Annotated in this window: 24 protein-coding genes; 9 read left to right on the top strand and 15 right to left on the bottom strand. The window is 65.8% G+C overall.

The annotated features are described in order from the left end of the window. Window positions 1–274: 274 nt before the first annotated feature. From ACJ70B_RS11810 to ACJ70B_RS11800, 3 genes are all read right to left on the bottom strand, one after another. Window positions 275–1177 carry a DUF6293 family protein gene (locus tag ACJ70B_RS11810; protein ID WP_408957189.1) on the bottom strand — a complete coding sequence of 301 codons (903 nt, stop codon included), beginning with the start codon at window positions 1175–1177 and terminating at the stop codon, window positions 275–277. A 190-nt stretch (window positions 1178–1367) separates the two neighbouring features. Continuing rightward, window positions 1368–2708 carry an FAD-dependent oxidoreductase gene (locus ACJ70B_RS11805; RefSeq protein WP_408957188.1) on the bottom strand — a complete coding sequence of 447 codons (1341 nt, stop codon included), beginning with the start codon at window positions 2706–2708 and terminating at the stop codon, window positions 1368–1370. Between the two features lie 91 nt (window positions 2709–2799). Continuing rightward, entirely contained in the window at window positions 2800–3441 is a 642-nt protein-coding gene (locus ACJ70B_RS11800; protein WP_408957187.1) for a hypothetical protein, read from the bottom strand. Window positions 3442–3606: 165 nt separating this feature from the next. On the opposite strand from ACJ70B_RS11800, the gene ACJ70B_RS11795 reads away from it, so the two are divergent. Next, window positions 3607–4926 carry a cation:proton antiporter gene (locus ACJ70B_RS11795; protein ID WP_408957186.1) on the top strand — a complete coding sequence of 440 codons (1320 nt, stop codon included), beginning with the start codon at window positions 3607–3609 and terminating at the stop codon, window positions 4924–4926. A gap of 29 nt (window positions 4927–4955) precedes the next feature. On the opposite strand, the gene ACJ70B_RS11790 is transcribed toward ACJ70B_RS11795, so the two are convergent. Together ACJ70B_RS11790 and ACJ70B_RS11785 are read right to left on the bottom strand one after the other, a co-directional pair. After that, window positions 4956–6434: a sodium:solute symporter gene (locus tag ACJ70B_RS11790; protein WP_408957185.1), complete on the bottom strand. Its 1479-nt coding sequence runs from the start codon at window positions 6432–6434 to the stop codon at window positions 4956–4958. Next, entirely contained in the window at window positions 6431–6712 is a 282-nt protein-coding gene (locus ACJ70B_RS11785) for a DUF3311 domain-containing protein (RefSeq protein WP_408957184.1), read from the bottom strand. Before ACJ70B_RS11785 ends, ACJ70B_RS11790 begins: the two co-directional genes overlap by 4 nt. A 175-nt stretch (window positions 6713–6887) precedes the next feature. Here ACJ70B_RS11785 and ACJ70B_RS11780 point away from each other — a divergent pair, with 175 nt between their 5' ends. The 3 genes from ACJ70B_RS11780 to ACJ70B_RS11770 all read left to right on the top strand — a co-directional run bounded on the left by ACJ70B_RS11780 (window position 6888) and on the right by ACJ70B_RS11770 (window position 9599). After that, window positions 6888–7652 (top strand): ArsR/SmtB family transcription factor, encoded by a 765-nt coding sequence (locus ACJ70B_RS11780; RefSeq protein ID WP_408957183.1) that lies wholly within the window; start codon window positions 6888–6890, stop codon window positions 7650–7652. 165 nt (window positions 7653–7817) lie between these two features. Continuing rightward, window positions 7818–9305 carry a DNA primase DnaG gene (gene dnaG / locus ACJ70B_RS11775; RefSeq protein ID WP_408957182.1) on the top strand — a complete coding sequence of 496 codons (1488 nt, stop codon included), beginning with the start codon at window positions 7818–7820 and terminating at the stop codon, window positions 9303–9305. Between the two features lie 81 nt (window positions 9306–9386). Further along, the gene (locus ACJ70B_RS11770) at window positions 9387–9599 is read left to right on the top strand and encodes a hypothetical protein (protein ID WP_408957181.1); all 213 of its coding nucleotides are present in this window, start codon (window positions 9387–9389) and stop codon (window positions 9597–9599) included. A 92-nt stretch (window positions 9600–9691) separates the two neighbouring features. Here the strand turns inward: ACJ70B_RS11770 and ACJ70B_RS11765 are convergent, their stop codons facing one another. After that, window positions 9692–11017 (bottom strand): DUF92 domain-containing protein, encoded by a 1326-nt coding sequence (locus tag ACJ70B_RS11765; RefSeq protein WP_408957180.1) that lies wholly within the window; start codon window positions 11015–11017, stop codon window positions 9692–9694. A gap of 157 nt (window positions 11018–11174) precedes the next feature. Here ACJ70B_RS11765 and ACJ70B_RS11760 point away from each other — a divergent pair, with 157 nt between their 5' ends. Further along, complete coding sequence (locus ACJ70B_RS11760; protein WP_408957179.1) at window positions 11175–11780, top strand: undecaprenyl diphosphate synthase family protein; 606 nt, start codon at window positions 11175–11177, stop codon at window positions 11778–11780. 9 nt (window positions 11781–11789) lie between these two features. Here the strand turns inward: ACJ70B_RS11760 and ACJ70B_RS11755 are convergent, their stop codons facing one another. Together ACJ70B_RS11755 and uppS are read right to left on the bottom strand one after the other, a co-directional pair. Continuing rightward, on the bottom strand, window positions 11790–12167 hold the full coding sequence (locus tag ACJ70B_RS11755; protein ID WP_408957178.1) for a hypothetical protein: 378 nt from the start codon (window positions 12165–12167) through the stop codon (window positions 11790–11792). A gap of 78 nt (window positions 12168–12245) precedes the next feature. After that, the gene (uppS, locus tag ACJ70B_RS11750) at window positions 12246–13178 is read right to left on the bottom strand and encodes a polyprenyl diphosphate synthase (RefSeq protein WP_408957177.1); all 933 of its coding nucleotides are present in this window, start codon (window positions 13176–13178) and stop codon (window positions 12246–12248) included. A gap of 175 nt (window positions 13179–13353) precedes the next feature. Here uppS and ACJ70B_RS11745 point away from each other — a divergent pair, with 175 nt between their 5' ends. The 4 genes from ACJ70B_RS11745 (at window position 13354) to hemA (ending at window position 16972) form a co-directional block, all read left to right on the top strand. Next, window positions 13354–13755: a DUF5778 family protein gene (locus ACJ70B_RS11745; protein WP_408957176.1), complete on the top strand. Its 402-nt coding sequence runs from the start codon at window positions 13354–13356 to the stop codon at window positions 13753–13755. 63 nt (window positions 13756–13818) lie between these two features. Beyond that, entirely contained in the window at window positions 13819–14943 is a 1125-nt protein-coding gene (locus tag ACJ70B_RS11740) for an Lrp/AsnC family transcriptional regulator (protein WP_408957175.1), read from the top strand. A 29-nt stretch (window positions 14944–14972) separates the two neighbouring features. Continuing rightward, entirely contained in the window at window positions 14973–15629 is a 657-nt protein-coding gene (locus ACJ70B_RS11735; RefSeq protein WP_408957174.1) for a bifunctional precorrin-2 dehydrogenase/sirohydrochlorin ferrochelatase, read from the top strand. Continuing rightward, window positions 15629–16972 carry a glutamyl-tRNA reductase gene (gene hemA, locus ACJ70B_RS11730; protein ID WP_408960106.1) on the top strand — a complete coding sequence of 448 codons (1344 nt, stop codon included), beginning with the start codon at window positions 15629–15631 and terminating at the stop codon, window positions 16970–16972. The genes ACJ70B_RS11735 and hemA overlap by 1 nt, the downstream gene beginning before the upstream one ends. 119 nt (window positions 16973–17091) lie before the next feature. On the opposite strand, the gene ACJ70B_RS11725 is transcribed toward hemA, so the two are convergent. The 7 genes from ACJ70B_RS11725 to ACJ70B_RS11695 form a co-directional block, all read right to left on the bottom strand. Next, window positions 17092–17424 carry a hypothetical protein gene (locus ACJ70B_RS11725; protein WP_408957173.1) on the bottom strand — a complete coding sequence of 111 codons (333 nt, stop codon included), beginning with the start codon at window positions 17422–17424 and terminating at the stop codon, window positions 17092–17094. Between the two features lie 80 nt (window positions 17425–17504). Continuing rightward, window positions 17505–17702: a hypothetical protein gene (locus tag ACJ70B_RS11720; RefSeq protein WP_408957172.1), complete on the bottom strand. Its 198-nt coding sequence runs from the start codon at window positions 17700–17702 to the stop codon at window positions 17505–17507. After that, complete coding sequence (locus tag ACJ70B_RS11715) at window positions 17699–18007, bottom strand: HalOD1 output domain-containing protein (RefSeq protein WP_408957171.1); 309 nt, start codon at window positions 18005–18007, stop codon at window positions 17699–17701. The genes ACJ70B_RS11720 and ACJ70B_RS11715 overlap by 4 nt, the downstream gene beginning before the upstream one ends. A 139-nt stretch (window positions 18008–18146) precedes the next feature. Next, a complete protein-coding gene (locus tag ACJ70B_RS11710) occupies window positions 18147–18629 on the bottom strand; it encodes an Lrp/AsnC family transcriptional regulator (protein ID WP_408957170.1) in 483 nt (160 codons plus the stop codon). A 63-nt stretch (window positions 18630–18692) separates the two neighbouring features. Further along, window positions 18693–19328, bottom strand: a complete 636-nt coding sequence (locus ACJ70B_RS11705) for an HAD family hydrolase (RefSeq protein ID WP_408957169.1) — start codon at window positions 19326–19328, stop codon at window positions 18693–18695. Between the two features lie 93 nt (window positions 19329–19421). Beyond that, complete coding sequence (locus ACJ70B_RS11700) at window positions 19422–20390, bottom strand: ABC transporter substrate-binding protein (RefSeq protein ID WP_408957168.1); 969 nt, start codon at window positions 20388–20390, stop codon at window positions 19422–19424. Further along, window positions 20387–21397, bottom strand: a complete 1011-nt coding sequence (locus ACJ70B_RS11695; RefSeq protein ID WP_408957167.1) for an ABC transporter substrate-binding protein — start codon at window positions 21395–21397, stop codon at window positions 20387–20389. Before ACJ70B_RS11695 ends, ACJ70B_RS11700 begins: the two co-directional genes overlap by 4 nt. Between the last annotated feature and the right edge of the window lie 23 nt (window positions 21398–21420).

Raw genomic sequence — 21420 nt, 5'->3', positions numbered from 1 at the left:
GTCCATAGAGCGGTCGTTGTGCTGTGAATGCTGGTCGGCGACAATACATCCGTCGAAACGGGGTTGGGAAACGGGGCTACGGAGCCCCTACCAAAACGGTGCCGGGCGGGGCGTCGAACGAGTCGTCTCTCGCCGCGACGGACTCGGCCATACGTGCCTTTTGCCCCGGGAACGATGTTAGGTGTTTCGTCGTCGATCGCTCGAGTCACGAGAGAGGTGCCCCCTTGAGCATCGGTCGAGGCCGAAATCGAGACAGAGAACCCGCCGTCGCGCGCTACTGCAACCCGTCGTCGGAGTGGGCACGCACCCACAACTCGCCGATCCGAGACAGCCGCGTCCGGTAGGACTTGCCGTGTTCCTCGCGCTCGATGTAGCCCTTGCCGCCCGGCCCGAGGCGATCGACGTTGTAGATGACCTTCGATCGGAAGCTGTCGGTATACTCCTCGTTTAATTCGCGGGCCAGCGATTCGGCGAGCTCCGAGACGGAGTCGAACTCGCCGTCTTCCCCGAGTTTGTACAGGATGAGTTCCTCGAAGGGTTTGACGTTCGAGAAAGGAGCCACCGGCAACTCGACGATGTGCTTGCCGCCGATCTCCTTCGCACCGATCGTCGTCCCGCGCTCGTCGAACTCGTCCAAGAGGTCGCGGGCACTCTCAAGGCGGCTCTCGATTCGACCGGTTCGGACCCCCGACTCGTCCTCGCGGAGGTCCTCGAGCAGCGTAATCTGCTCGCGCAGTTCCTCGGCGAGTTCGGTCTCGAGATACTTCTCGGGGGCGGTGTAGTAGGTGTGGATCCCCTCGCGGTCTTCCTGGCGTTCGACCATCAGCGAGTGGGCGGCGGTCGCGAAGGCAAAGCTCACGGTCCGGGGCATCGCGGCGACGTTGACCCAGACCTCGTTGCCCCGGTCGAGTTCCGCGGTGATGAGATCGTAGGCCTGCTCGAAGGCCTCGTCGTAGTCGTAGACGTCCTCGAGAACGAATCGCTCCGTTTCGGCACCGAGCAAGTTCTTGAAGTCCGTCTCGAGTTTCTTCGAGAGGTGCCGAGAGTACTCGACGTTGGCCTCACTGCCGACGGCCCCCTCGAGGAGGATGACGCTGTCGACGTCGATCTGATCGCGCACGAGCGGTGCGATCAGCCGGTCGTAGTCGAAGCCGACCGGGACGATGTGGGTTTGCATGGTCGACAGTGAGGCGGGGGCGGTTACAAAACCACCGAGTCGACGGCCAGCTTGCTCGACGAACGCCACGCTAGCGCCGACCGGAAACGGCGAGGCAAAACCGGCGATCTGCGGCTCGAAAAACAGCGTGTTCTCTCACTGGAGCGAATCCCGTGGTCGCCAGTTCGAGAGACGCGGGATCGCTGGCCGGTCAGTTCGCGCGCGGGAAGTTGCCGATCGTCTCCTCGCGGAACGCGGACTCGTCGAACTCGTACTCGTCGCCGAGGAACTCGAGTAGCGTGTGCGTATCGCGCATCGCATTTTTGAGACAGGTCGAGGCACCCGGCGACGGCGTGATGTTGAAGATGATGTCGTCGCCGACGATCTTGGCCTCGCCCATGTCCAGGGACTTGTTCTTCGTGTCGACGATCTGGGGTCGGACGCCGCCGTACCCCTTCGCGCGTTCGATGTCGTCGAGTTCGACGCTCGGGACGACCTTCTGGACGTGCGGGAGGAACTGCTTTGGTCCGACTTCGGGGAGGTCGTAGACGAGGTTCCGGAGGACGTAGGGCAGCAGAATGCGGTCCGAGAGGATGTTGGCGTAGCTCAGGAACGCCGCCGCATTCAGCCCGAAGACGTCGAGGAAGTCGGTGACAGTCGAGATGCGGCCGCGCTCGAGGGCCGGGACGAGCTTTGCGGTCGGGCCGAATCGCGTGATGCTATCGTCGTGGACGTCGGCGTCGCCGTGGACGGCCGCGAAGGGCAGCTTCTTCATCTGGAGCGTGTAGACCTTCCCGTTCAGGAGGTCGTCGGCGAGGAAGAAGCTCCCGGCGACGGGGAGCAAGACCTTGTCCTGCCCGTAACCAAGTTCCTTCGCGATCTGGAGGCTGTGCGAGCCGGCGGCGACGACGGTCGCGTCGCAGTCGAACCGGCCGGCGTTCGTCTCGATCGTGTAGCCGTCCAGCGTCGGCGTAATGTCTTCGACCTTCGTCCCGGTGAAGACGTCGACGTGGGCTTCCTCGCGTGCCTCCTCGACGAACGACTTCGTCGTCTCGCCGTAGTCGACGACGTAGCCGTCGGAGGTCTGCAAGGCGAGCATGTCCTTCGAGGGATCGCGGCCCTCGACGACTTTCGGCTCGATGTCGGCGATTTCATCGCGGCCGATCGGCTGTAGCTTCGGGAAGAGGTCGCCAAAGCCTTCGTCGTCGTAGCGTTGCTCGAGCTTGGCGACCTCCTCGTCGCCGACCCCGAGGACCATCTTGCTGCGTTTCGCGTGCATCTCCCGGTCGGGATCGTGGTTCTCGAGGTAGCCGGCGAGGAGCTCCGCGCCTTCCTTGACCTCCTCGGCCTTCTCGAGGGTGTAGTTGGTCTCGATGTCCCCGAAGTGCAGCGTCTGGGAGTTGTTCGTGTGGTGGGAGTTGATCGCCGCAATCTCGGCTTCTTTCTCGATCAGTGCGATGGAGTCGATGTCGGTGAACTTCGCGGTGGTATACAGGAGAGATGCGCCGCTGATTCCGCCACCGACGATAACGAGGTCGTACTTGCCAGACATGGTAGTTCTGAAAGGGTGTCATCTGAACCGCTCGACTCCAGACAGATAACTCATCTTCTTTCACGCCGAATCCCGGTGATCGACGTACCGGCTATCGACGATCGCCGCCCGACTCGAGCGGGAGCCCCCGGAACAGGTCGACGATCCCTTCGCGGTCGCGGGCCGGATCGACGTCGAGGGCGGCCGCGAGCAGGTCCGCACCGTCGGGTGTCTCGAGCGGGAAGAGGCCGCCGGCCACGACGTACGCGTCGGCGGCCGGCCAGACGGCCGCGTGTGCTTCGGCATCGATCGTCGCCGCGTCGGTGTCAGTGCCGTCGTCGGGCGTGTTCGCCGAGTCGATCGGATACTCGGCCTCGAGCACGGAGAGGTGGCCGACGGCCCCGTCCGGTCGATCGATGTACTCGCTGGCGCGCTCTCCGCGGACCACGATCCCGTCGTTCGTGAGGGTGTCGACCACCTGTTCGCGGGCCTTCGGGGCGGCCACCTCGAGTGCGTCGGCCGAATCGAGACCGATCGTCTCGAGCGAGGGGCTGACGCGTACGTCGACGGTAAACAGCGATCGCGCCGGAACGTCGCCGTCGGCGCGGAGGCGCTCGAGTGCGTCGGCGGTCGGTCGGTGTTCGAAAACGGTCGTCTCGGCGGTGATCGTCGCCAGCGAGATGCTGCGATCGTCGGTCCGGCGTGCGACGCGACGCCAGTCGTCGGCGACCGCCGGCGGCAGGTCGATGGCCATCGGCGGCGGCTACGTGGCCGGGGCCGTTCAGCGTGGCGATCCGCAGCCCCACCGGACTGCTTTCACCGGTCCGATCGGACCGCTGCTACTGACGGTAAATTCACCGCTATGGGTTTGCGCGCAAGCAGCGGACCTTTACGTGGAATACCGATAGGAGAGACGAGAATGGCCACGGCCACGTACGCAGCGATACTGATAGTCGTCGGCCTCGCGGTTCTCGGTGCCGTCGTTCTCCCTCGGCTGGTGGCCGATAAACCGATGTCGTTCCCGATGGTGTACGTGGTCAGCGGGATGGTTCTCTTCTCGCTGCCCCTCGGCGTCGAGATTCCGAACCCGGTAACGCATCCACACCTCACGGAGCGGCTCACCGAACTCGTCGTCATTATCGCGCTGATGGGGTCCGGGTTGAAGCTCGACCGACCGTTCGACCCGCGGGCGTGGTCGATCACGTGGCGACTGCTCGGTGTCGTGATGCCGTTGACCATCGTCGTCACCGCGCTCCTCGGGTGGTGGCTCATCGGCACGCTCTCGGCCACCGCGATCCTGCTCGGCGCGGTCGTCGCGCCGACCGATCCGGTGTTGGCGTCCGACGTCGGCGCGAGCCCGCCGACCGAAGAGACGGAAACGGGAATAGATCCCAAAAAGCAGGAGGACGAAGTCCGGTTCGCGCTCACCTCAGAAGCGGGGCTCAACGACGGACTTGCGTTTCCGTTCACGAACCTCGCCATCGCCGCGGCGGCGGTCACGGGAACCGGGTCGGTCGCGTGGCTCGGCGAATGGATGCTCGTCGACGTGGGATACAAGATACTCGTCGGCACCGTCGCGGGCTACGTTAGCGGCCAAGCGATGGCCCGTCTCATTTTCGGTGCGCCTTCGACGACCGAACTCGCCGAAGTGATGCAAGGCGCGGAGGCGCTTGCGGCCACGCTGATCACCTACGGCGTCACCGAACTCGTCGGCGGCTACGGCTTCATCGCCGTCTTCGTCGCCGCACTCGAGCTCCGTCACTACGAGTGGGAACACGAGTACTACGAACACCTCCACGAGTTCACGGTCACGGTCGAGCGGTTGCTGATGGCCGTGGTGCTCGTCACGTTCGGTGGGGCCGTCGCCGGCGGCCTCCTCGCGCCGCTATCGCCGCTCGAAATCGGAGTCGGCCTCGCCATCGTCCTCGTCGTCCGCCCGGTGGCCGGACTCATCGGGCTACTCGGTGCGCCGCTACCGTGGGCAGAGCGAGCGGTTATCGCCACGTTCGGGGTTCGCGGCATCGGTTCGTTCTACTACCTCTCGTACGCGATGAACGAGGCCTCGGTCACCGAACTCGAGTTGCTAGTCGCCGAGGAGCAACTCTGGGCGATCGTCGGCTTCGTCGTTCTCGCGTCGGTGTTCGTTCACGGCGTCGTGGCTGACCCCGTGATGAACCTGCTCGAACGGACCCAGTCCGAGCGGACGTCCGCGGACGCCGCCGAACTGCCGTCAGACTGAGCGATCGGATGCCGATACCGCCCTGAACGTCAGTCCGCGCCCGGTCTCTCGAAGTAGATCGCTCGTCGCTCGGCGGCCGCTGGCGACGTAACCAGCGAGACGGTAACGGTGACGAACAGACCGAGTCCCATGCCGACGAGACCCGCCGTCCAGCCTGCGTAGGAGCTCGGAACGAAGCCGAGGAAGAGGCTGGCTCCGTAGAAGAGTTGGCTCGCGAGGATACCGACGGTGATCCCCGCTCGAGTGGTCCCCCGCCAATAGAGCGCGAGTAGCACGGGTAACGCGAGTTGTGCGAAACCGCTGAAGGCGGCCTCACCGATCGCGAACAGCGTCCCGGGTTGGAACAGACTGACGACGAACGCCGCGGTGGCGAAGGCCGCGACCCCGCCCCGGGCCAGCAGATCTTCACGGCGATCAGAGAGATCCCGCTCGACGAACGGACGGTAGAGATCGCGCGTGATGTACGACGAGCCAGACAGCAGCATCGAGTCCGAGGAGGACATCATCGCGGCCATCGCGCCGGCGATGACGAGCGCGGCGAACCAGACCGGCGTGTACTCGGCGAGGACGGCCGGGAGGATGTTTCCGCTGTCGGGCATGGCGACGCCGAGGCCGGCGGCCCACGCGCCGAGCATGAACGAGGGGACGAACAGCAGGACACAGAGGATCGGCCAGAGGGCGAGCGAGCGCTTGATGACGGTCCGCGAACCGGCAGCGAAGAAACGCTGATTGACCTGCGGGAACATCGCCACGCCGAAGCCGATCGTGATCGCCGTCGAGAGGATCCACGGGACCGTGTAGACGCCGCCGCCGAGTGAGAGGTAGCCGGCAGTGTCGGAATTGGCGGCAAGCGCGTCCGTCGCCACGCCGGGGCCGCCCACGGCCGCGAGGACCCACAGCAGCGCGACCCATGTTGTGACCAGCATGAACGCCCCCTGGAGCGTGTCGGTCCAGGCGACCCCGCGCATCCCGGCGGCGACGACGTAGAGGATCATGAACACGGTGATCAGCCCGGCTCCGGCGGCGTAGGAGATCGCGCCGTTGGTCAGCGCCTCGAGGGCGGTGCCGGCCCCGACCTGCTGGAGCATGACGTAGGGGAACAGCCACACCAGACTGACGCCGGCGACGAGGCCGCGAAGCCACCGTGAGCCGAAGCGGTCGCCGAGCATCTCACCGAGCGTGACGTAGCCGTAGCGCTGCCCCAGGAGCCACTGCTTGTATCCGATCACGTACCAGAGGACGGCGAAGATGATGCCGTCCATCAGCCCCATGACGAGGATCCACTCGGGGCCCTGCTCGTAGGCGATGGTCGGCCCCGCGAAGAAGGTAAACGCCGATAGCAGCGTCGCGAAGGTCGTAAATAGCAAGACGATGGTGCCGAGAGTCCGGCTCGCCAGATAGAAGTCCTCGGCGGTGCGGTCTGTCAGCCGGTAGGCGACCAGCCCGACCGCGAGCGCCACGAGGAGGTAGCCGACGATGATCGACAGCTGAATCGCGACCGCGTTCACTGCGAATCACCCCCGGAGTACGGTCCTCGAGCGCGGTCGGCCGACCCATCGGGTGTAGCACTCGAGTCCCCCACGGCCGGTTCGATGCCGATTCCCCACGCTCGCTGGGTGAACACCCAGAAGACGACCGACGCGACCCCCATCCAGCCGACGTGCCACCAGAGCCACACCGGCAGCCCGGCGACGACGGTCGACGACCCCCAGAGGAACCACGGCACTGCGAGCGCGGCGAGGACGACCGCCACCGCGAGCCAGAGTCCGGTCTCGTTGCGACGCATACGCGAGCGTCGGCTCCGATGTGGGTAATTCTTACTGTTCGAACACCGATATCGAAGAGAATTGTTCATCGATCGGCGACGCGGTCGCGTCCCGCGGTTTCCGGTAGCTCAAATCGCTCTTTCACCGAGGAAAAAGGGTATAGGTGTCTGACAGAGAATAGGAATCGAACCCCATATGGCCCGTCTGTTCCCCTTTCGCTCCGAGACGGCCGCCGAAGAGGGCCAGCCCCGCGTCGTCGACCTCGAGGGCGAGGACGCCGACGCGGTCTTCGCCGCCCTCTCCTCGACGACGGCCCGGCGGATCTACGCCCATCTCGACGATCAACCCGCGACGCCCAGCGACATCGCCGACGCGATCGACACCTCCATCCAGAACGTCCGCTATCACTTGGAGAACCTCGAGGACGCCGGCCTCATCGAGGTCGTCGACACGTGGTACTCCTCGCGGGGCAACGAGATGAGCGTCTACGCGACGACCGACGGGCCGCTGATCGTGGCGAGCGACGAATCGCGCGCGACGCAGTTGAAAGACGCCCTCTCGCGGTTCATCGGCGGCGTCGGCGCGCTCGCGGGCGGGAGTCTGCTGGTGCAGTACGTCCTCACGCGGTGGCTCGCGCCGACCCCAACCGGAACCACCGACGGCGGTGCGGGGTCGCCGAAATCGGACGGGGCGGCTGGCGGCGCGAGCAGCGGCGGATTCGGAATCGAGAGCGTCAACGACACCGGCGGGACAGAAACCGCCGCCAACGGAAGCGCTGGCGCGGACGGTTCGGGGCTCGACGCCGGCAACGAAGCGGCCCGGAACGCCACTGACGGAAGTGTCGAGGCTGCCGATGCGGTGTTCGGAGCCATCCCACCGGGGCTTCTCTTTTTCCTCGGTGGGCTCGTCGTCTTGCTCGTGGTGACGGTCTACTGGTACCGAACGCGACCGGCGTACTGACGACCCCTCGAGATCGACGCGGTCGAGTGCAGGCCGGGTTCGAGCGCGGTTTTGAGAGTCTCTCGAGGTCAACAGCTATTTGCCTCCCACGGACGAAATTACATATAAACCGGTCTCTGTACGCGACTCCCGCGTCACCGCGCCCCTCGCGGGGACAGATCTCCCATGGAAGACACCTCGAAATACCTCATTCACGCGGACGTTACGGCTGACGGGGTCGTCGAGCGCAGCGACGTCGTCGGCGCGATCTTCGGGCAGACCGAAGGCCTACTCGGCGACGATTTAGACCTGCGCGACCTCCGCCAGTCCGGCAAAGTCGGCCGCATCGATGTCGAAATCGCAAGTACCAGCGGCAACTCTCACGGCCAGGTGACGATCGCGACCAGCCTCGACAAGGTTGAAACAGCCACTCTCGCGGCCGCCCTCGAGACGATCACCAGGGTCGGCCCCTGTCGGGCCAACCTCGAGATCCGAGAGATCGAGGATATACGGGCGGCAAAGCGAAAGGAAGTCGTCGATCGCGCGAAGGAACTGCTTCGGACGGGATTCGACGACACGATCATGTCCTCCGACGAGATCTTAGCGGAGGTGCGCCAGCACGTCCGCGTCGAGGACATCACCGAGTACGAGGGCCTGCCCGCCGGGCCGCGCGTCACCGACAGCGACGCCATCATCATCGTCGAGGGCCGGGCCGACGTGCTCACCATGCTCAAATACGGCATCAAGAACGCCATCGCGGTCGAGGGGACGAGCATCCCCGACGCAGTCGCCGAACTCACTCACCATCGCACCGTTACCGCCTTCCTCGACGGCGACCGTGGCGGCGATCTGATTCTCGAGGAACTCGCCCAGGTCGGCGACATCGATTACGTCGCTTTCGCCCCCGCCGACGGCTCTGTCGAGGACATGGACCACCACGAACTGTTCGCTGCCCTCCGGAACAAAGTGCCTTACGAGACCGTCTCCGAACTGAACGAGCCGCGAGAAGCCGTCGCCGCGACCGATGGCAGCACGACGCCGGCACCGCCGCCGTCCGGTTCCGAATCCGCATCGCCGACGGCCGTCGACGAGGAGGCGACCGACTCCGATACAGGCTCTGAGACGGAGGCTGAATCGTCGTCCACGACCGCCGACGCGAGTGAGGGAACCACGGCGACGAAGGCCGGCGACGGATCGTCTTCGAGGGCCGAGGCCGAACGGGCGAACGGAGAGTCGCCGACCCGAACGCAGTCGACGACACAGCCGACAGGCGAACTCGAGGGGGCCGCGGCCGGGCACGGAGAGGCAGAGTCGCAAATGCGGTCTGCGCCCGACTCAGACGCCGACGAGGATCGCGGGCCGGAAACCGTCTATGGGCACGCGACAGCAATCGTGCGCGAGAATACCGACCGCGTTCGGTTCCTCGACGCCGACGCTGCTCCCATCGACGAAACCGACGCGGCCGAGGCCGACAGCGCCCTCGAGTCCGCCGAGACGGTGCCGACGACGGTCATCCTCGATGACATTCTGGGCCAGCAACTACTCGATCTCGCGGCCGACCGCGGCGTCGAGCAGATCATCGCGCGCTCGCTCGGGCAGTTCACCAAGCGGCCGACCGGCGTCCGGATTCACGCGGTCGACGAAATCGCCGAGCGGCGACCGGAAGAGACCTGAGAAGACCTGAAACGCGGTCCGTTCCCAGCGGACGAGGTCGGAACGGTCCGTTGATATGCCGCCGGGACCGAGCGACCGATAATGACGCCCCCGCCATCGGCCGCGCTCGCGCTGCTCGGCGTCTGGGTACTGTTGATGTTCTGGACGACGGCCACTACCGCGACGACGCGGACACACACCGAGAGACGCCTCGAGCCGACCGACGCCGACGACCAGTCCGATCGAGCCACTGACCGATCCGATCGAGTCGCCGACACCGCCTCGGCGAACGCCTTCTCCGCTGCCGACGACTGAGTCCGACGGCCGTCGACGCCGATCACTGCTTTGCGACGCTTGCACGCCGACTGTCGTCGGGACGGAAGCCATATCGATGCCGACCGCCGCCGTCAGCTCGGCCCAAGAAACGAGAGCACGAACAGCGCGCTGACGATCGCGCCCGACAGCGTCGCGAGGAAGTTCACGCCCTGATTGCCAAGTAGGGAGCCCTCGAGAGTCGCCCCGAGGAGGCTGTCGACGGTCATCCCGACAATCCCGGCGGCGACGATAATCGCCGCACCGATGGCCTCGACCTGCGGAAAGAGCCCGTAGGCGATAGCGGCGACGACGACCGCGCCGCCGATTCCGGCGAGTTCGCCCTGCCACGTGACGCCGCCGTCGGTGCCGGGATCGACCGGCTCAAGCGTCGTGATCAGTCGCGGCGTCTCGAAGACGCTACCGATCTCGCTCGAGAGCGTATCGCTCATCGCGGTGGCGATCGAGCCCGCGAAGGCAAAGAGAAACAGTTCGGGATCCCGCGGAAGGAAGCCGGCATCGCTGGCCGCGTAGCCGAGCACTGCGATCAGCGCGACGGCGGCGTTACCGAGCACGTTCCCGCTGCCTCGAGCCCCGTCGTTATCCTCGGCGACGCCGAGTTCCGCCTTGCGATCGTAGCGGAACTTCGTCGAGAGGCCGCCGATGGCGAAAAAGGAGATGAGGACGGCGAACCAGCCGTAGCCGCCAAGGACGATCGTCAACAGTGCGAGCAACACGCCGGTCAGCATCCCCGCGATCGACGCCGTCTCGAGGGCGTATGAGGCGTAGCCGAGCGCGACCGTGATCCCGAGCGCGATGGCGATTTCGCCCGTCCCGAGTGTCGGCTCGAGTTCAGCGAGTAGCCACAGCAAGAGCCCGACCGAGAGGACGACGATCGGATCGTCGGAGCGCAACAACACGTCGCGCAGCAACGCGGCGAGAAACGCGCCGCTGGCGGCCAAGAAGACGACGATCGGAAGCGCCGACGCGACGGCGTCGCCGGTAAGCGAGTGCGTAACGAGTTGACCGGCGATCGCGGCCGTCGTCGCGGCGAGACAGAAGCCGACGACGCGAACGACGTCCCGATCAGTCCGCAACCTCACGAGCTGTTCGCCGAGGTTGCCGTAGCCGACGAGCAGGATCGTCCCGACGAAGATGGAGACCGGCATCGACGCCGCGGTCGCCATGAGACCGAGCGCGACTCCCGCGAGGACGAACGTGATAAGGCCGTAGAGGCGGGAATCCTCGTAGTCACCCGGATATGCGAGTAGTTCGAACAGCGGCCCACCGGTGATGACGTACGCCCCGAGCAAGACGGCACCGGCGACGACCGCCCCGACCCGCGGATCGAAGAGCGGAACGACGAGCGAAAGCGTACAAAGGGCCGCAAACACACCGGCTCGCCGAACGGGTGCTGTCACGTTACCGGTCACTTTCTGTGGCGATTACTTCAAGGTTCGTGAACCCGCTCGAGTCGGCTTTCACCGGCCTCAACGGCCGAGACAGGGACCAGCTCAGCGTCCACAGTGCTCGTCGCGACCCGTAACCGGTATCTTACCGGCGACGAAAGGTATCAACGTGGGACTGTACGAACGGTACCTCGCCCTCCGGATCCGCCGCCACGTGGCCGACCCGCCCGGCCATGTCGCACTCGTGATCACCGAACGCGACCTGCTAGAGCGCGGCGCATACGACACGCTCACCGATTTCTTCGAATGGGCTGTCGAGTACGCCTCGCAGATTACCGTTTACGTGAGCGTCCTCGACGCGGCGGCGGTGCCGGCCCTGCGTCGCGAACTCGAGACGATCGAAGCACCGCGTCCGATCGCCGTTCGCGGGCCGGAAGACAAAGCGCGCGCCGATGCGCCGATCCGGATCGGAATCGGCCTCGGCGGCAAACACGAGTTTACCAGCGCAGTTCGAACCCTGGCCGAACGCGTCGAGGCGGGCGAGCTCACCTCCAGCGAGATCGCCGCCGACCACGTCGAGGACAACCTCGTCTTCCCCTCGGAACCGGATCTGGTCATCAAAACCGGTGCGGAGCGCCTCTCGGATTTCATGATCTGGCAGTCCGTATACTCCGAACTGTATTTCACGGACATCAACTGGCGGGACTTCCGCAAGCGGGACTTCCTGCGGGCGGTCCGGGAGTACTGCAACCGCTCGCGTCGGTTCGGCCGCTGATCGCTCGCGTCAGGTCGGCGATCCGTTTGGTCCCGCTCGCTCGGTGCTCTCGAGTGCGGGGACCGGGTCGTCCACGGCGACGACCGGCCGCTCGAGTCGAACGGTCCCACCGTCGCGATCGTACTCGAGGACGTCGTGGGTCTCGAGTTTCGGCAAAACGGTGTGGACGAGCGAGACGCGGACGGCGCGGGCGTCGGCGTCGTCCCGGCGGCCGACGATCCGAATCAGTTCGTCGACCGAGAGCGGCGGTTCACACGTCGAGAGGACGTGGAGAGAGCGGCGCGTCCGGGGGTTTGCAAGGAGCGCGTACGCCTCGTCGAGCGGGACGTCTGTGAGTCGAACGAACCGTTCGACGTCGACGGCGGGCGCGGTATCTGGGGGTGACATCGCAGTTACTGTTGCTCGAATGATTGGTAAAGATCTTATGGTGAACCAAACCGGTCGGCGCTCGAGCCCCGGCGCGGGTCAGTCTGCGATCCGGCTGCTCGAGTCTCCGGCCTCGAGGTCACCGGCTTCGGGTCGCTCGCTCGAGGGGAGCGAGTCGCGAAAGCGGTCGACGATCGATCGGGCCTCGGCGAGTTCGGGTTCGCTGACGGCTCCGAGCAGGGCCAGCGCACGCCGGGCGCGAGTCCGCCGCCACGACTCCTCGCGGTGTTCGTAGGTGCGGATCCCCCGCAGGAAGTCCGTCTTCGAGAACTCCGGCCAGTAAGGCGTACAGAAGAAGACGGCAGCTTCGTTGCCGTTTGCGTGCCATGGGAGAAAGTTCGAGGTCCGTTCCTCACCGGCGGGGCGAATAATGAGGTCGACGTCTCGAACCGGCTGGTCGTACAGTCGGTCCTCGATGTCTTCGACATCGATCTCTGCGGGGTCGAGCGCGCCGGTTTCGACGCCCTCGGCGACGCCGCGGGCGGCCTCGAGCAGTCGCGAGCGACCGCCGTATGCGAGCGCGATGTTGAGCACGAATCGATCGTAGTCACACGTACGGCGTTCGGCGTACTCGACGGCGTTTTGAACGCGCTCGGGGAGCAGTTCCGTCTCGCCGATGGCGCGGATACAGACCTCGTTTTCGTGGACGCGGTCGGCGTCCGCGAACTCGTGGAGTTTCTCACAGAGTAGGTCGAACAGCGCCTCGTTTTGCTCGTCGGGACGCTCGAAGTTCTCCGTCGAGAACGTATACAGCGTCAACTCCTCGACGCCGACATCCTGACACCACTCGAGGACGCGTTCGGTCGTTTCGGCACCGGCGCGGTGGCCCTCGTGGGCGTTACCGCCCCGCTTGCGGGCGTACCGCCGGTTACCGTCTTGGATCACCGCGACGTGGGTCGGCGCGCCGGAGATTTCTCTGGAGAGCAGCCGTTCGTAGGCCGCGTCGACGCGCTGACGGAGCCACCGCTTCATTGTTCGGGAAATAGTCAGCGACGACTATGTGTCTTGTGTGTGACGATCTGTCAATGCAACGATCCGTCCGGCCGACGGGTACCCGCGGAGTGTGAGTCGGTTCTCGGTATACGACCTGTCGCTCACAGCGTCGGAATCGTGACGGCTATCCGTCCCGGCCGTGAACGGCCACACAATGGCAGACGCGATCGACGATGACCTCTACCGGCGGGCGAAGGCACTACTCGAGCCGGGCGAGATCGACCTCAACGGGGCGATCGTCCACACCGACTACGACGGGCAGGAAGACGTCAAGATGATGCAGGCGACGATCGACATCGGCGATGTTATCGCCGAACACTCGGGCCACGACCCGAAAGACTGCTACGTCTATTCCGGAAACGACGATACCGACTTCTCCTCGAACCAGCACCAGGGGCTGACCCTCGAGAACGAGGAGTTCGTCTGGGAGTGCCAGCAACTGCTCCGGGAGGGGAGCTTCGACATCGTCATCTATTACCGGGCGACGGCCGACCACGAGGCGATTCTCGAGGACGTTCGCGACCTCGGGCACGACGTGACGGGCGTCGAAGGCTGAGCCGGCCGCAGCGACGAGAACCGTCCCGGTTCGCTTATACGATCGCAGTCCCGACGGTCAGCTATGACCACGGACGTCGACCTCACGGAACGCGAGCGGGCGGTCGTAAACGCCTTTCAGGGCGGGTATCCCGTCGTGGAACGGCCCTTCGAGCCCGCCGCAGCGGCCATGCGCGACCGCGGGGTCGACATCGACGCGGCAGGGTTGCTCGAGACGATTCGAGACCTCGACGAGCGGGGCGTCCTCTCCCGGTTTGGCCCGCTCGTCAACGCCCAGGAGATCGGCGGCACGGCGACGCTGGTCGCCATGCACGCCCCCGCTGATCGGTTCGACGAGATCGTCGAGACGGTCAACGGCCACCGTGAGGTGGCTCACAACTACGAGCGCGAACACCCACATCTGAACGTCTGGTTCGTCGTGAGCGTCGCGGATGGTGAGGCACAAAGCGCCTCGAGTCCGAGCGATGAAACCGCGAGCGACCGCGTCGCGGAAGTGCTGGCAGCAATCGAAGACGAGACGGGTCAAGAGACGTACAATCTGCCCAAGCAACGGGAGTTCCGCGTCGAGGCCAAGTTCTACGTCGATGGCCCGCTCGACGGCGACGGGGACAGTGTGGCGGCCGGGATCGATCTCACCGACCTCGGTCCCGACGTGACGCCGACCGACGAGTCGACGCTCTCGCCGGCCGAGCGCGATCTGATCCTCGAGATCCAAGACGGCGTTTCACTCACCGAGACGCCATATGCGGACGTGGCCGACGCGATCGGACAGAACGTCGACTGGGTGCTCGAGACGGTCAAGCGGTTCGAACGCGAGGGGAAGATCCGGCGGATCGGCGTCGTGCCGAACCACTACGCGCTGGGCTATACGGAAAACGGGATGACGGTCTGGAACGTGCCCGACGAGGTCGTCCCCGAGGTCGGCCCCGAGATCGCCGCGTTACCCTTCGTCACCCACTGTTATCAGCGCCCGCGCCACGAGGGAGTCTGGCCGTACAACTTCTTCGCGATGACCCACGGCCGCAGCGAGGACGAGAGCCGGCGACGCATCGAGCGGGTCCGCGAAACGATGGCCGAGTACTGGGACGTGACCGACGACGACTGGGACTCCCTGTTTTCGACGCAAATATTGAAGAAAACCGGAATCCGGATGGCAGAGCGCGCCGATGCAAATACCAGGGAGCAATAACGCTGGACAGCCGGGCTCTATCACCCACGATGATTCCACTCCTCCACGATTTCACTGACGCGACGGTGCTCGTCTTCGGCGGCGGTCCCGTCGGTGCCCGAAAGGCCCGGCGGTTCGCCCGCGAGGCGCGGGTACTCGTCGTCAGCCCCGAGTTCGCCGATCGGGACTTCGGCGACGCCGAGTTGATCCGCGCCACACCCGAGTCCGACGACATCGGCGGGTGGCTCGAGCGCGTCGCGCCAGCGCTGGTCGTCGCGGCGACCGACGACGCGGCAGTAAACGGAGCCGTCGCCGAGGCGGCCCGCGAGCGGGGAACACTCGTCAACCGCGCGGACCGATCCGGCGAGCGCCAGCCCGGCAGCGTCGTCGTCCCCGCGACCGTACGCGAAGACCCCGTTGTCGTCTCGATCTCGACCGGCGGCACGGCACCCGCGCTGAGCAAGCACCTCCGCCGGGAACTCGAGGAAACCCTTGACGGGGCCGACGAGATGGCCCGGGTCTGTGCGGCGCTCCGCGAGGAACTCAAAGCGCGTAACGTGCCGGCCGATCGACGCCGGCGGGTCGTCACCGACGTCGTCAATTCTCCGGACCTTTGGACAGCTTTACGTACGGGTGCTTCTAACTGTCCCCAAGTGATTGAGGACGTGCTGGGCGAACGACCGTCTACAGGGGATGATCGGCCGTGATTTCGACCGGGGTCGTCACGGCAGCGCGAGTGACACACGACAGCGGGAGCGTCGACCAACTCGCCGCCGCCAGCCCCGAGAGCCAAGCGGCCGCCGTAACGGACCTCCTGACCGTGCCCGATATCGAGGAAGCGTACGTCCTGTCGACGTGTAACCGAGTCGAGGCCTACGTCGTTGGCCCGGACCACGCCGTCGGCCGGGCCGCCCTCGAGGAGTTCTTCGCCGCGGTCGAGGACGACGCCGTCGTCACGACCGACCACGACGACAGCCTACGCCATCTGCTGCGGGTCGCCGCCGGCCTCGAGTCGGTGATTCTCGGCGAGGATCAGATCATCGGCCAGGTTCGGACGGCATACGAGGACGCCCGCGACGCCGGCGGCATCGATTCGATGCTCGAGGCCGCGGTGACGAAGGCGATCCACGTCGGCGAGCGCGCCCGCACCGAAACCGCGATCAACGAGGGCGTCGTCTCGCTGGGCTCGGCCGCAACGCGACGCGTCGCTCGAGAGATCGATCTCGAGGGAGCGACCGCGCTGGTCGTCGGGGCCGGCGAGATGGGCGGACTCGCCGCCCACAGCCTCGCGTCCGCGGGCGTCGACGAACTCGTCGTCGCCAACCGGACCGTCGCCCACGCCGACCACCTCGTCGACGATTTCGACGCCGAAATCGACGCCAGCGCCGCGCCGCTCGAGGCGCTCGAGACCGTCGCGACCAGCGCCGACGTAGTCATCGCGGCGACCGGCAGCCAAGAGCCGGTCATCGGGCCCCGACATTTCGAGGACGCTGATGACGAGACGGCCGGGACCGAACGGGTAGTCGTCGACCTCGGCCAGCCCCGCGACGTCGCTCCCTCGACCGGAGCGTTACCCGCGGTCCGGGTCTTCGACCTGGACGACCTCGAGTCGATCACTGCGGAGACCCGCGAGCAACGCGCTGACGCCGCTCGAGAGGTCGAGGCGATGATCGAGACCGAGTTCGACCTGCTCACGGAACAGTACAAGCGCGCTCGGGCTGACGAGGCCATCGCCGCGATGTACGAATCCGCCGAGCGAATCAAGGAACGGGAGGTCGAGACGGCCGTCTCGAGGCTCGGGGGCGACGATATCTCCGACGAACAGCGCGAAGTCATCGAAGCGATGGCCGACTCGCTCATCAACCAGTTGCTCGCGCCGCCGACCAAGAGCCTGCGCGAGGCGGCGGCCGAAGACGACTGGAGCACCATCCACACTGCGCTTCAACTGTTCGATCCGGAGTTCGGCGCGGATGACGGCCCGCTCACGCCGCCGTCGATGGCCGTCACCCCGAACGGCGAGCGAGGGATCGGGGCGACCGACGACGACTAACCGAGGCTCCGCGATCGCGACGCTATTGCTGCGGAAGAGTCGGGCAACAATAGAGCGCAGTTGCTCTTGCGTGCTGTGACCGGACACCCCTCTCTCGGTGTCGTCGCTCGAGCGGTGAGTTACCGACCCGGCGCGCCGTACTCGACGTGGACCGTTGGAACGCTTTCGGAGTCGGGCGCTTCGTTGCCGTTCCAGTCGACGAGTCGAACGTTGGCCATCTGGCCGGAGAACCGGAAGCGCTGGACGCCGACGTCGATCGCGCCCTCGGCGACGCCGCCGGCAACGACCGTTCCCTCAGCCATCGGATCGTCCGCGACCATCTCGAGGTCGCCGTCGACGGCGATCTCGAAGTTCGACGGGACGCCGCGGCCGACGATCGTCACGAGGTTCGGCAGTTGACTATCGTTCGCAGACGCAGCAGTTTGGTTCCGTACCGGCGTATCGCGTGCCATGCTTCGATAAGCCGAACATCCCGGCATAAGCTTTCCTGTCGAGACAATGGTAAGAGGGCGTGAATACGGTGACTCGCTAATCAGTCACTCGAGGGGACGAGATCGCGAACGAAAATTTCGCCGGCGATGTCGGGGACCGTCGGGCGGACCAGCGACTCGGTCGAGTCGATCGCGTGGCCCGTCTCGACGTGGTGCTCGATTGCCGCGCGAGAGCGGGCGCACTGGGACGGCAGGTCGGTCGAATCCGCGCTCCAGTCGCAGTCGAGGCAGTGTTTCATCGTGCGTCCGTCTCCGGCCGCACCTCCGAATTCCTTTCGGTGTCGGGGTCGTCCGCGAGGTCGATGCTCCCGTCGCTATCGACGCAGACCCGATAACCGTGAAATCGGAACGTCACGGTCCCGGTCGTTCGGTCACTGATCCGCGTCGGTTCGAACAACGCGTCCAGTGCGGCCGGATCGATCGATTCGTGTAATGGGGGCGAGACTTCGAGCGGGTCGATCCGCTCTCGAGCCGCGACGGCTTCCACCACGCGGATCGAGACCGGTTCGTGGTCCGCCGTCGAATTCGGTGACTGGAAGTCCATTGTCCGAATACGGGTCGTCAAACGTATAAGTACGATGGAATTTCCCGTTGCGTCTCGACAGTACCGAACATAGTTTCTGTCGTCCGTCCAGGAAACGAAGGAGGTAACACTGGACTAGCTCCCGTCGATAGCACGGGATTCAATCGGGGTCCGAGTCGTCCGTCCCGCCCGAACGGAAACAGTCGAAGGGGCGGCTGAACTCGGACCGGAGTAGCTCCGCCGCGTCAATCTCGAGACCGAGCTCGTCCAGTTCCGCGGTCGTGGTCTCGATATCGTCGGCGTTCATGCCAACGACTTCGACGTGGACGTTCCGCGAACCGGTCAGCAGTTCGCGCGTGTGAACGACGTTCGAGACCTCGACCGCGCGTTCACAGAGAGTCTCTCGCTCGGCGATCGGCGCGGTACAGACGAACAGGAGGTGGTGTGGTGCGCCGGCCGTCTCGTAGTCGATCACCGGCGCGAACGTCTCGAGGACGCCCGCGCTCCGAAGCCGTCGAATACGGTTGCTGACGGTGCTCGAGGAGACGCCGATCCGGTCGGCGATCTCGTCGTGCGTGGAGTCCATCTGGTTTTCCGCCTGTAACAGATAGAGAATTTCACGATCCGTGCTATCGACGTCCATACCTGAGGTCCTCGCTCGATCGGAAAGGGCGTCACCCCTTAGATAGCCGGTCGCGAGCGCCGCTCAGTACAGTTCGTCGAACGAGCGGACGCGATAGTCGCCGAGGACGCACTGGCCGCGGCGCTCGTGGCCGACGCGTTCGACGTGGATCGCGTCGAGGCCGGCGTTCCACGCCGCACCGACGTCGCAGGCCCCATCGCCGGCGAGGACTCCGCGGTGGCCGTTGTGGCCGACTCCGAGTTCCGACATCACGCGTTCGACGGGATTCGGGTCGGGCTTCCAGCCCGTTTCCTCGGTACAGCAGAGTCGGGCGTCGAACCAGTCGCGGATCCCGAGGTGGTCTAACACCGGCTCGGTGAGGAATTCCTGGCAGTGGGTGACCAGCCCGACCGGCTCCTCGAGATCGGCGACGAACGCGGCGTCGTCGTGGAGGTAGGTCTGTTCGGCGCGGATCAGCGGATCCTCCTCCTCGTGGAAGGCCGTCCAGAACGCCTCGGAATCGACGCCCCACGTCTCGAGTTGGCGGTCCCGAGAGCCGGTCAAGCCGTGCCAGAGGATCTCCGCCTGTCGGTCGGTGAACTCGCGGCCGAGTCGGTCGCCGACCCGGTCGAATACCGCTCGTGTGTAAGACCATTCGACGTCGACGAGGGTGCCGTCGAGGTCGAGCAGCCAGAAATCGTACTCGGGCTCGGTGGCCATCGGAAAGAAAAATACGTGATTCTCGAGTAAATGTCTGTCGACCGTCGTGATCCGCGCGGTAAACGGGCGGCCGGTGTGTCACCCGCCGTGCGATTAGCCTGTCGTCTGCCGAACGCGATCCGCGTAGTCGGCGATTATCGGTGCATCGGGGCGGAACTCGCCGGTCCAGACCGCGTCTGGATCGATCTCGCCCTCGAGCAGCGCCGTCTCTGAGAGGGTCTCGCCGAGGCGACGCCAGCGGGCCGGATCCTGTGCGCCCCAGCCGTGCGCTCGGACGTACGGCGTGAACTGCAGCCGACGGGCGGCGGTCTCGAACTTCAGTTGCTCGATCTCCCGGTTGCGCTCGAGCGTGGCGTTCCGGCCGACGAGGACGTCGATCGCGCGGTCGGGGTCGCGCGTCGCGGCGGCCCACCCGCGGGCGGTCGCCCGGAGGAACGAGCGGACTGTTTCGGGGTGCTCGTCCGCGAACGAGGGGCTCGTAACGAGCGTCATGCCGTAGATGTCGAGGTAGTCGCCGATCGGGAGTTCGTCGGGGGTGCGGTCGTGTTCGCGGCCGATCTCGATCCCGTTGGTGACGACGCCGACCGCCGCGTCGACCGTGCCGTCGATCACCTTGTGCTGGACGCGGTGGTGCGTGTGGGGATCGACCTCGAGCAGGTCGACCTCGTCGCGAATGCCCGCGTTCTCGAGCAGTTGGGCCGTCAGAATGCGCGTCTTCGTCGCGGAGGGCGCGACGGTCCGGCCCGCCAGTTGCTCGGGTTCGGAGAGTGTCTCGCCGAAGACATCCCGCAGCGTGTAGACCGCCGCAGGCGTCTTCTGGGTGACCGCCGCGACCGCGAGCGGGTCGACCCCCTCGCTCTGTTTCGCCAGGACGGCGCTCGCGCCGGCGAGTGCGATATCGGCGTCGCCGCGGGCAGCGCGTTCGGCCGCGTAGGGCGAGCCGTGACCCTCGACGAACTGGACTTCGAGGCCCTCGTCCTCGTAGAAGCCCGCTTCGCGGGCGAGGAAGTACGGCGACTGGAAGCCGTTTGGCTCCCAGTTGAGTTGGAACGAGACGGTCACGCTTCCACCTCGAGATCGGTTCGGAACAGCCCCTCGGGAAGTTCGTCGACGCCCAGCGCGTCCGCGCCGGCGACCGCTTGCAGGCGATCGAACAGCCGCTCCATCCCGTCGACGGTAGTCTCGTCCCAGTCGGGGACGACCATCTCACGCCACCGGTCGCGGACGGCCCGGACGACGGTGGGGTCGTCCTCGTACATGAGCTGGTCGCCGATCGCCGTCCAGAGGTCGTCGTCGCGCTGCAGGCGCGCGACGGCGTCCCGGTAGGCACCCTGAAACCCGCGGACAGCGTCGGGTTTGTCGAACAGATATCCTTCGCTCGTCAGGAACGTCGAAATCGGAACCGGCGTCTCGCCGTCGGCATCGGCCAGGCGGTCGACCAGCCGCGACATCGGGAGCACCTCCCGATAGGGACCGGTCTCGACTAGCTCCGGGATGAGCTGCCAGAACTGGAGGATGGTGTCGATCTCGCCGTCGCGCAGCAGCCGGGTGAGTTCGACCTTCGAACCGGCCTCGATCGGCGTCGCCGTCTCGTCGGGATCGAAGCCGTGGAACTCCCGGCAGGCCGCTCGGACGAGGATCCAGTTCTTGTCGAGTCGCCTGACGACGCCGATGCGGTGTCCTGAAAGGTCCTCGAGGCCTTCGATCGGGGAACCGTCAGGGACGACGAGGCCGCCGACCGTCTGCCCGTAGGGGTGGAAGGCGACGATCGGCGCACCGTCGGCGCGCTCGCGGGCCGTCGAGAGATAGTCGATGTCGATCAGATCGGCGTCGCCCGCCTGGAGTTTCGCTTCGACGGTCTCGAGGCCCGACTCGAGTTCGTCGGAGACCAGTCGGAGGTCGAGGTGAAAGCCGTGGTCGTGATCGTAGCCGAAGCGCTTGATCGTGTACAGCATGTACCGCGGGCTGCCGTTATGTTCAAACCGGGCGCGCAACACCGGTCGGTCGCCGGGGTCGCCCTGACACTCGTCGATCGCGGCCTGTTGGGAATCGATGTCGATGTCGGTCATTGGTAGCGAGGTGGAATGGTACT

The sequence above is a fragment of the Natrinema sp. 74 genome (assembly GCF_046097095.1).
Classification (GTDB): domain Archaea; phylum Halobacteriota; class Halobacteria; order Halobacteriales; family Natrialbaceae; genus Natrinema.
The sequence above is the reverse complement of the archived record's forward strand: the minus strand, read 5'-3'. Positions and strand labels throughout refer to the sequence as shown.

Coding starts and splice junctions, on each gene's coding strand:
- ACJ70B_RS11810 (WP_408957189.1), bottom strand. CDS start 1,177: ATGCAAACCCACATCGTCCCGGTCGGCTTCGACTACGACCGGCTGATC.
- uppS (WP_408957177.1), bottom strand. CDS start 13,178: ATGAAGCGGTGGCTCCGTCAGCGCGTCGACGCGGCCTACGAACGGCTG.
- ACJ70B_RS11735 (WP_408957174.1), top strand. CDS start 14,973: ATGATTCCACTCCTCCACGATTTCACTGACGCGACGGTGCTCGTCTTC.
- ACJ70B_RS11745 (WP_408957176.1), top strand. CDS start 13,354: ATGGCAGACGCGATCGACGATGACCTCTACCGGCGGGCGAAGGCACTA.
- ACJ70B_RS11800 (WP_408957187.1), bottom strand. CDS start 3,441: ATGGCCATCGACCTGCCGCCGGCGGTCGCCGACGACTGGCGTCGCGTC.
- ACJ70B_RS11725 (WP_408957173.1), bottom strand. CDS start 17,424: ATGGCACGCGATACGCCGGTACGGAACCAAACTGCTGCGTCTGCGAAC.
- ACJ70B_RS11695 (WP_408957167.1), bottom strand. CDS start 21,397: ATGACCGACATCGACATCGATTCCCAACAGGCCGCGATCGACGAGTGT.
- ACJ70B_RS11805 (WP_408957188.1), bottom strand. CDS start 2,708: ATGTCTGGCAAGTACGACCTCGTTATCGTCGGTGGCGGAATCAGCGGC.
- ACJ70B_RS11710 (WP_408957170.1), bottom strand. CDS start 18,629: ATGGACGTCGATAGCACGGATCGTGAAATTCTCTATCTGTTACAGGCG.
- ACJ70B_RS11785 (WP_408957184.1), bottom strand. CDS start 6,712: ATGCGTCGCAACGAGACCGGACTCTGGCTCGCGGTGGCGGTCGTCCTC.
- ACJ70B_RS11715 (WP_408957171.1), bottom strand. CDS start 18,007: ATGGACTTCCAGTCACCGAATTCGACGGCGGACCACGAACCGGTCTCG.
- ACJ70B_RS11705 (WP_408957169.1), bottom strand. CDS start 19,328: ATGGCCACCGAGCCCGAGTACGATTTCTGGCTGCTCGACCTCGACGGC.
- ACJ70B_RS11770 (WP_408957181.1), top strand. CDS start 9,387: ATGACGCCCCCGCCATCGGCCGCGCTCGCGCTGCTCGGCGTCTGGGTA.
- ACJ70B_RS11720 (WP_408957172.1), bottom strand. CDS start 17,702: ATGAAACACTGCCTCGACTGCGACTGGAGCGCGGATTCGACCGACCTG.
- ACJ70B_RS11780 (WP_408957183.1), top strand. CDS start 6,888: ATGGCCCGTCTGTTCCCCTTTCGCTCCGAGACGGCCGCCGAAGAGGGC.
- ACJ70B_RS11740 (WP_408957175.1), top strand. CDS start 13,819: ATGACCACGGACGTCGACCTCACGGAACGCGAGCGGGCGGTCGTAAAC.
- ACJ70B_RS11755 (WP_408957178.1), bottom strand. CDS start 12,167: ATGTCACCCCCAGATACCGCGCCCGCCGTCGACGTCGAACGGTTCGTT.
- dnaG (WP_408957182.1), top strand. CDS start 7,818: ATGGAAGACACCTCGAAATACCTCATTCACGCGGACGTTACGGCTGAC.
- ACJ70B_RS11795 (WP_408957186.1), top strand. CDS start 3,607: ATGGCCACGGCCACGTACGCAGCGATACTGATAGTCGTCGGCCTCGCG.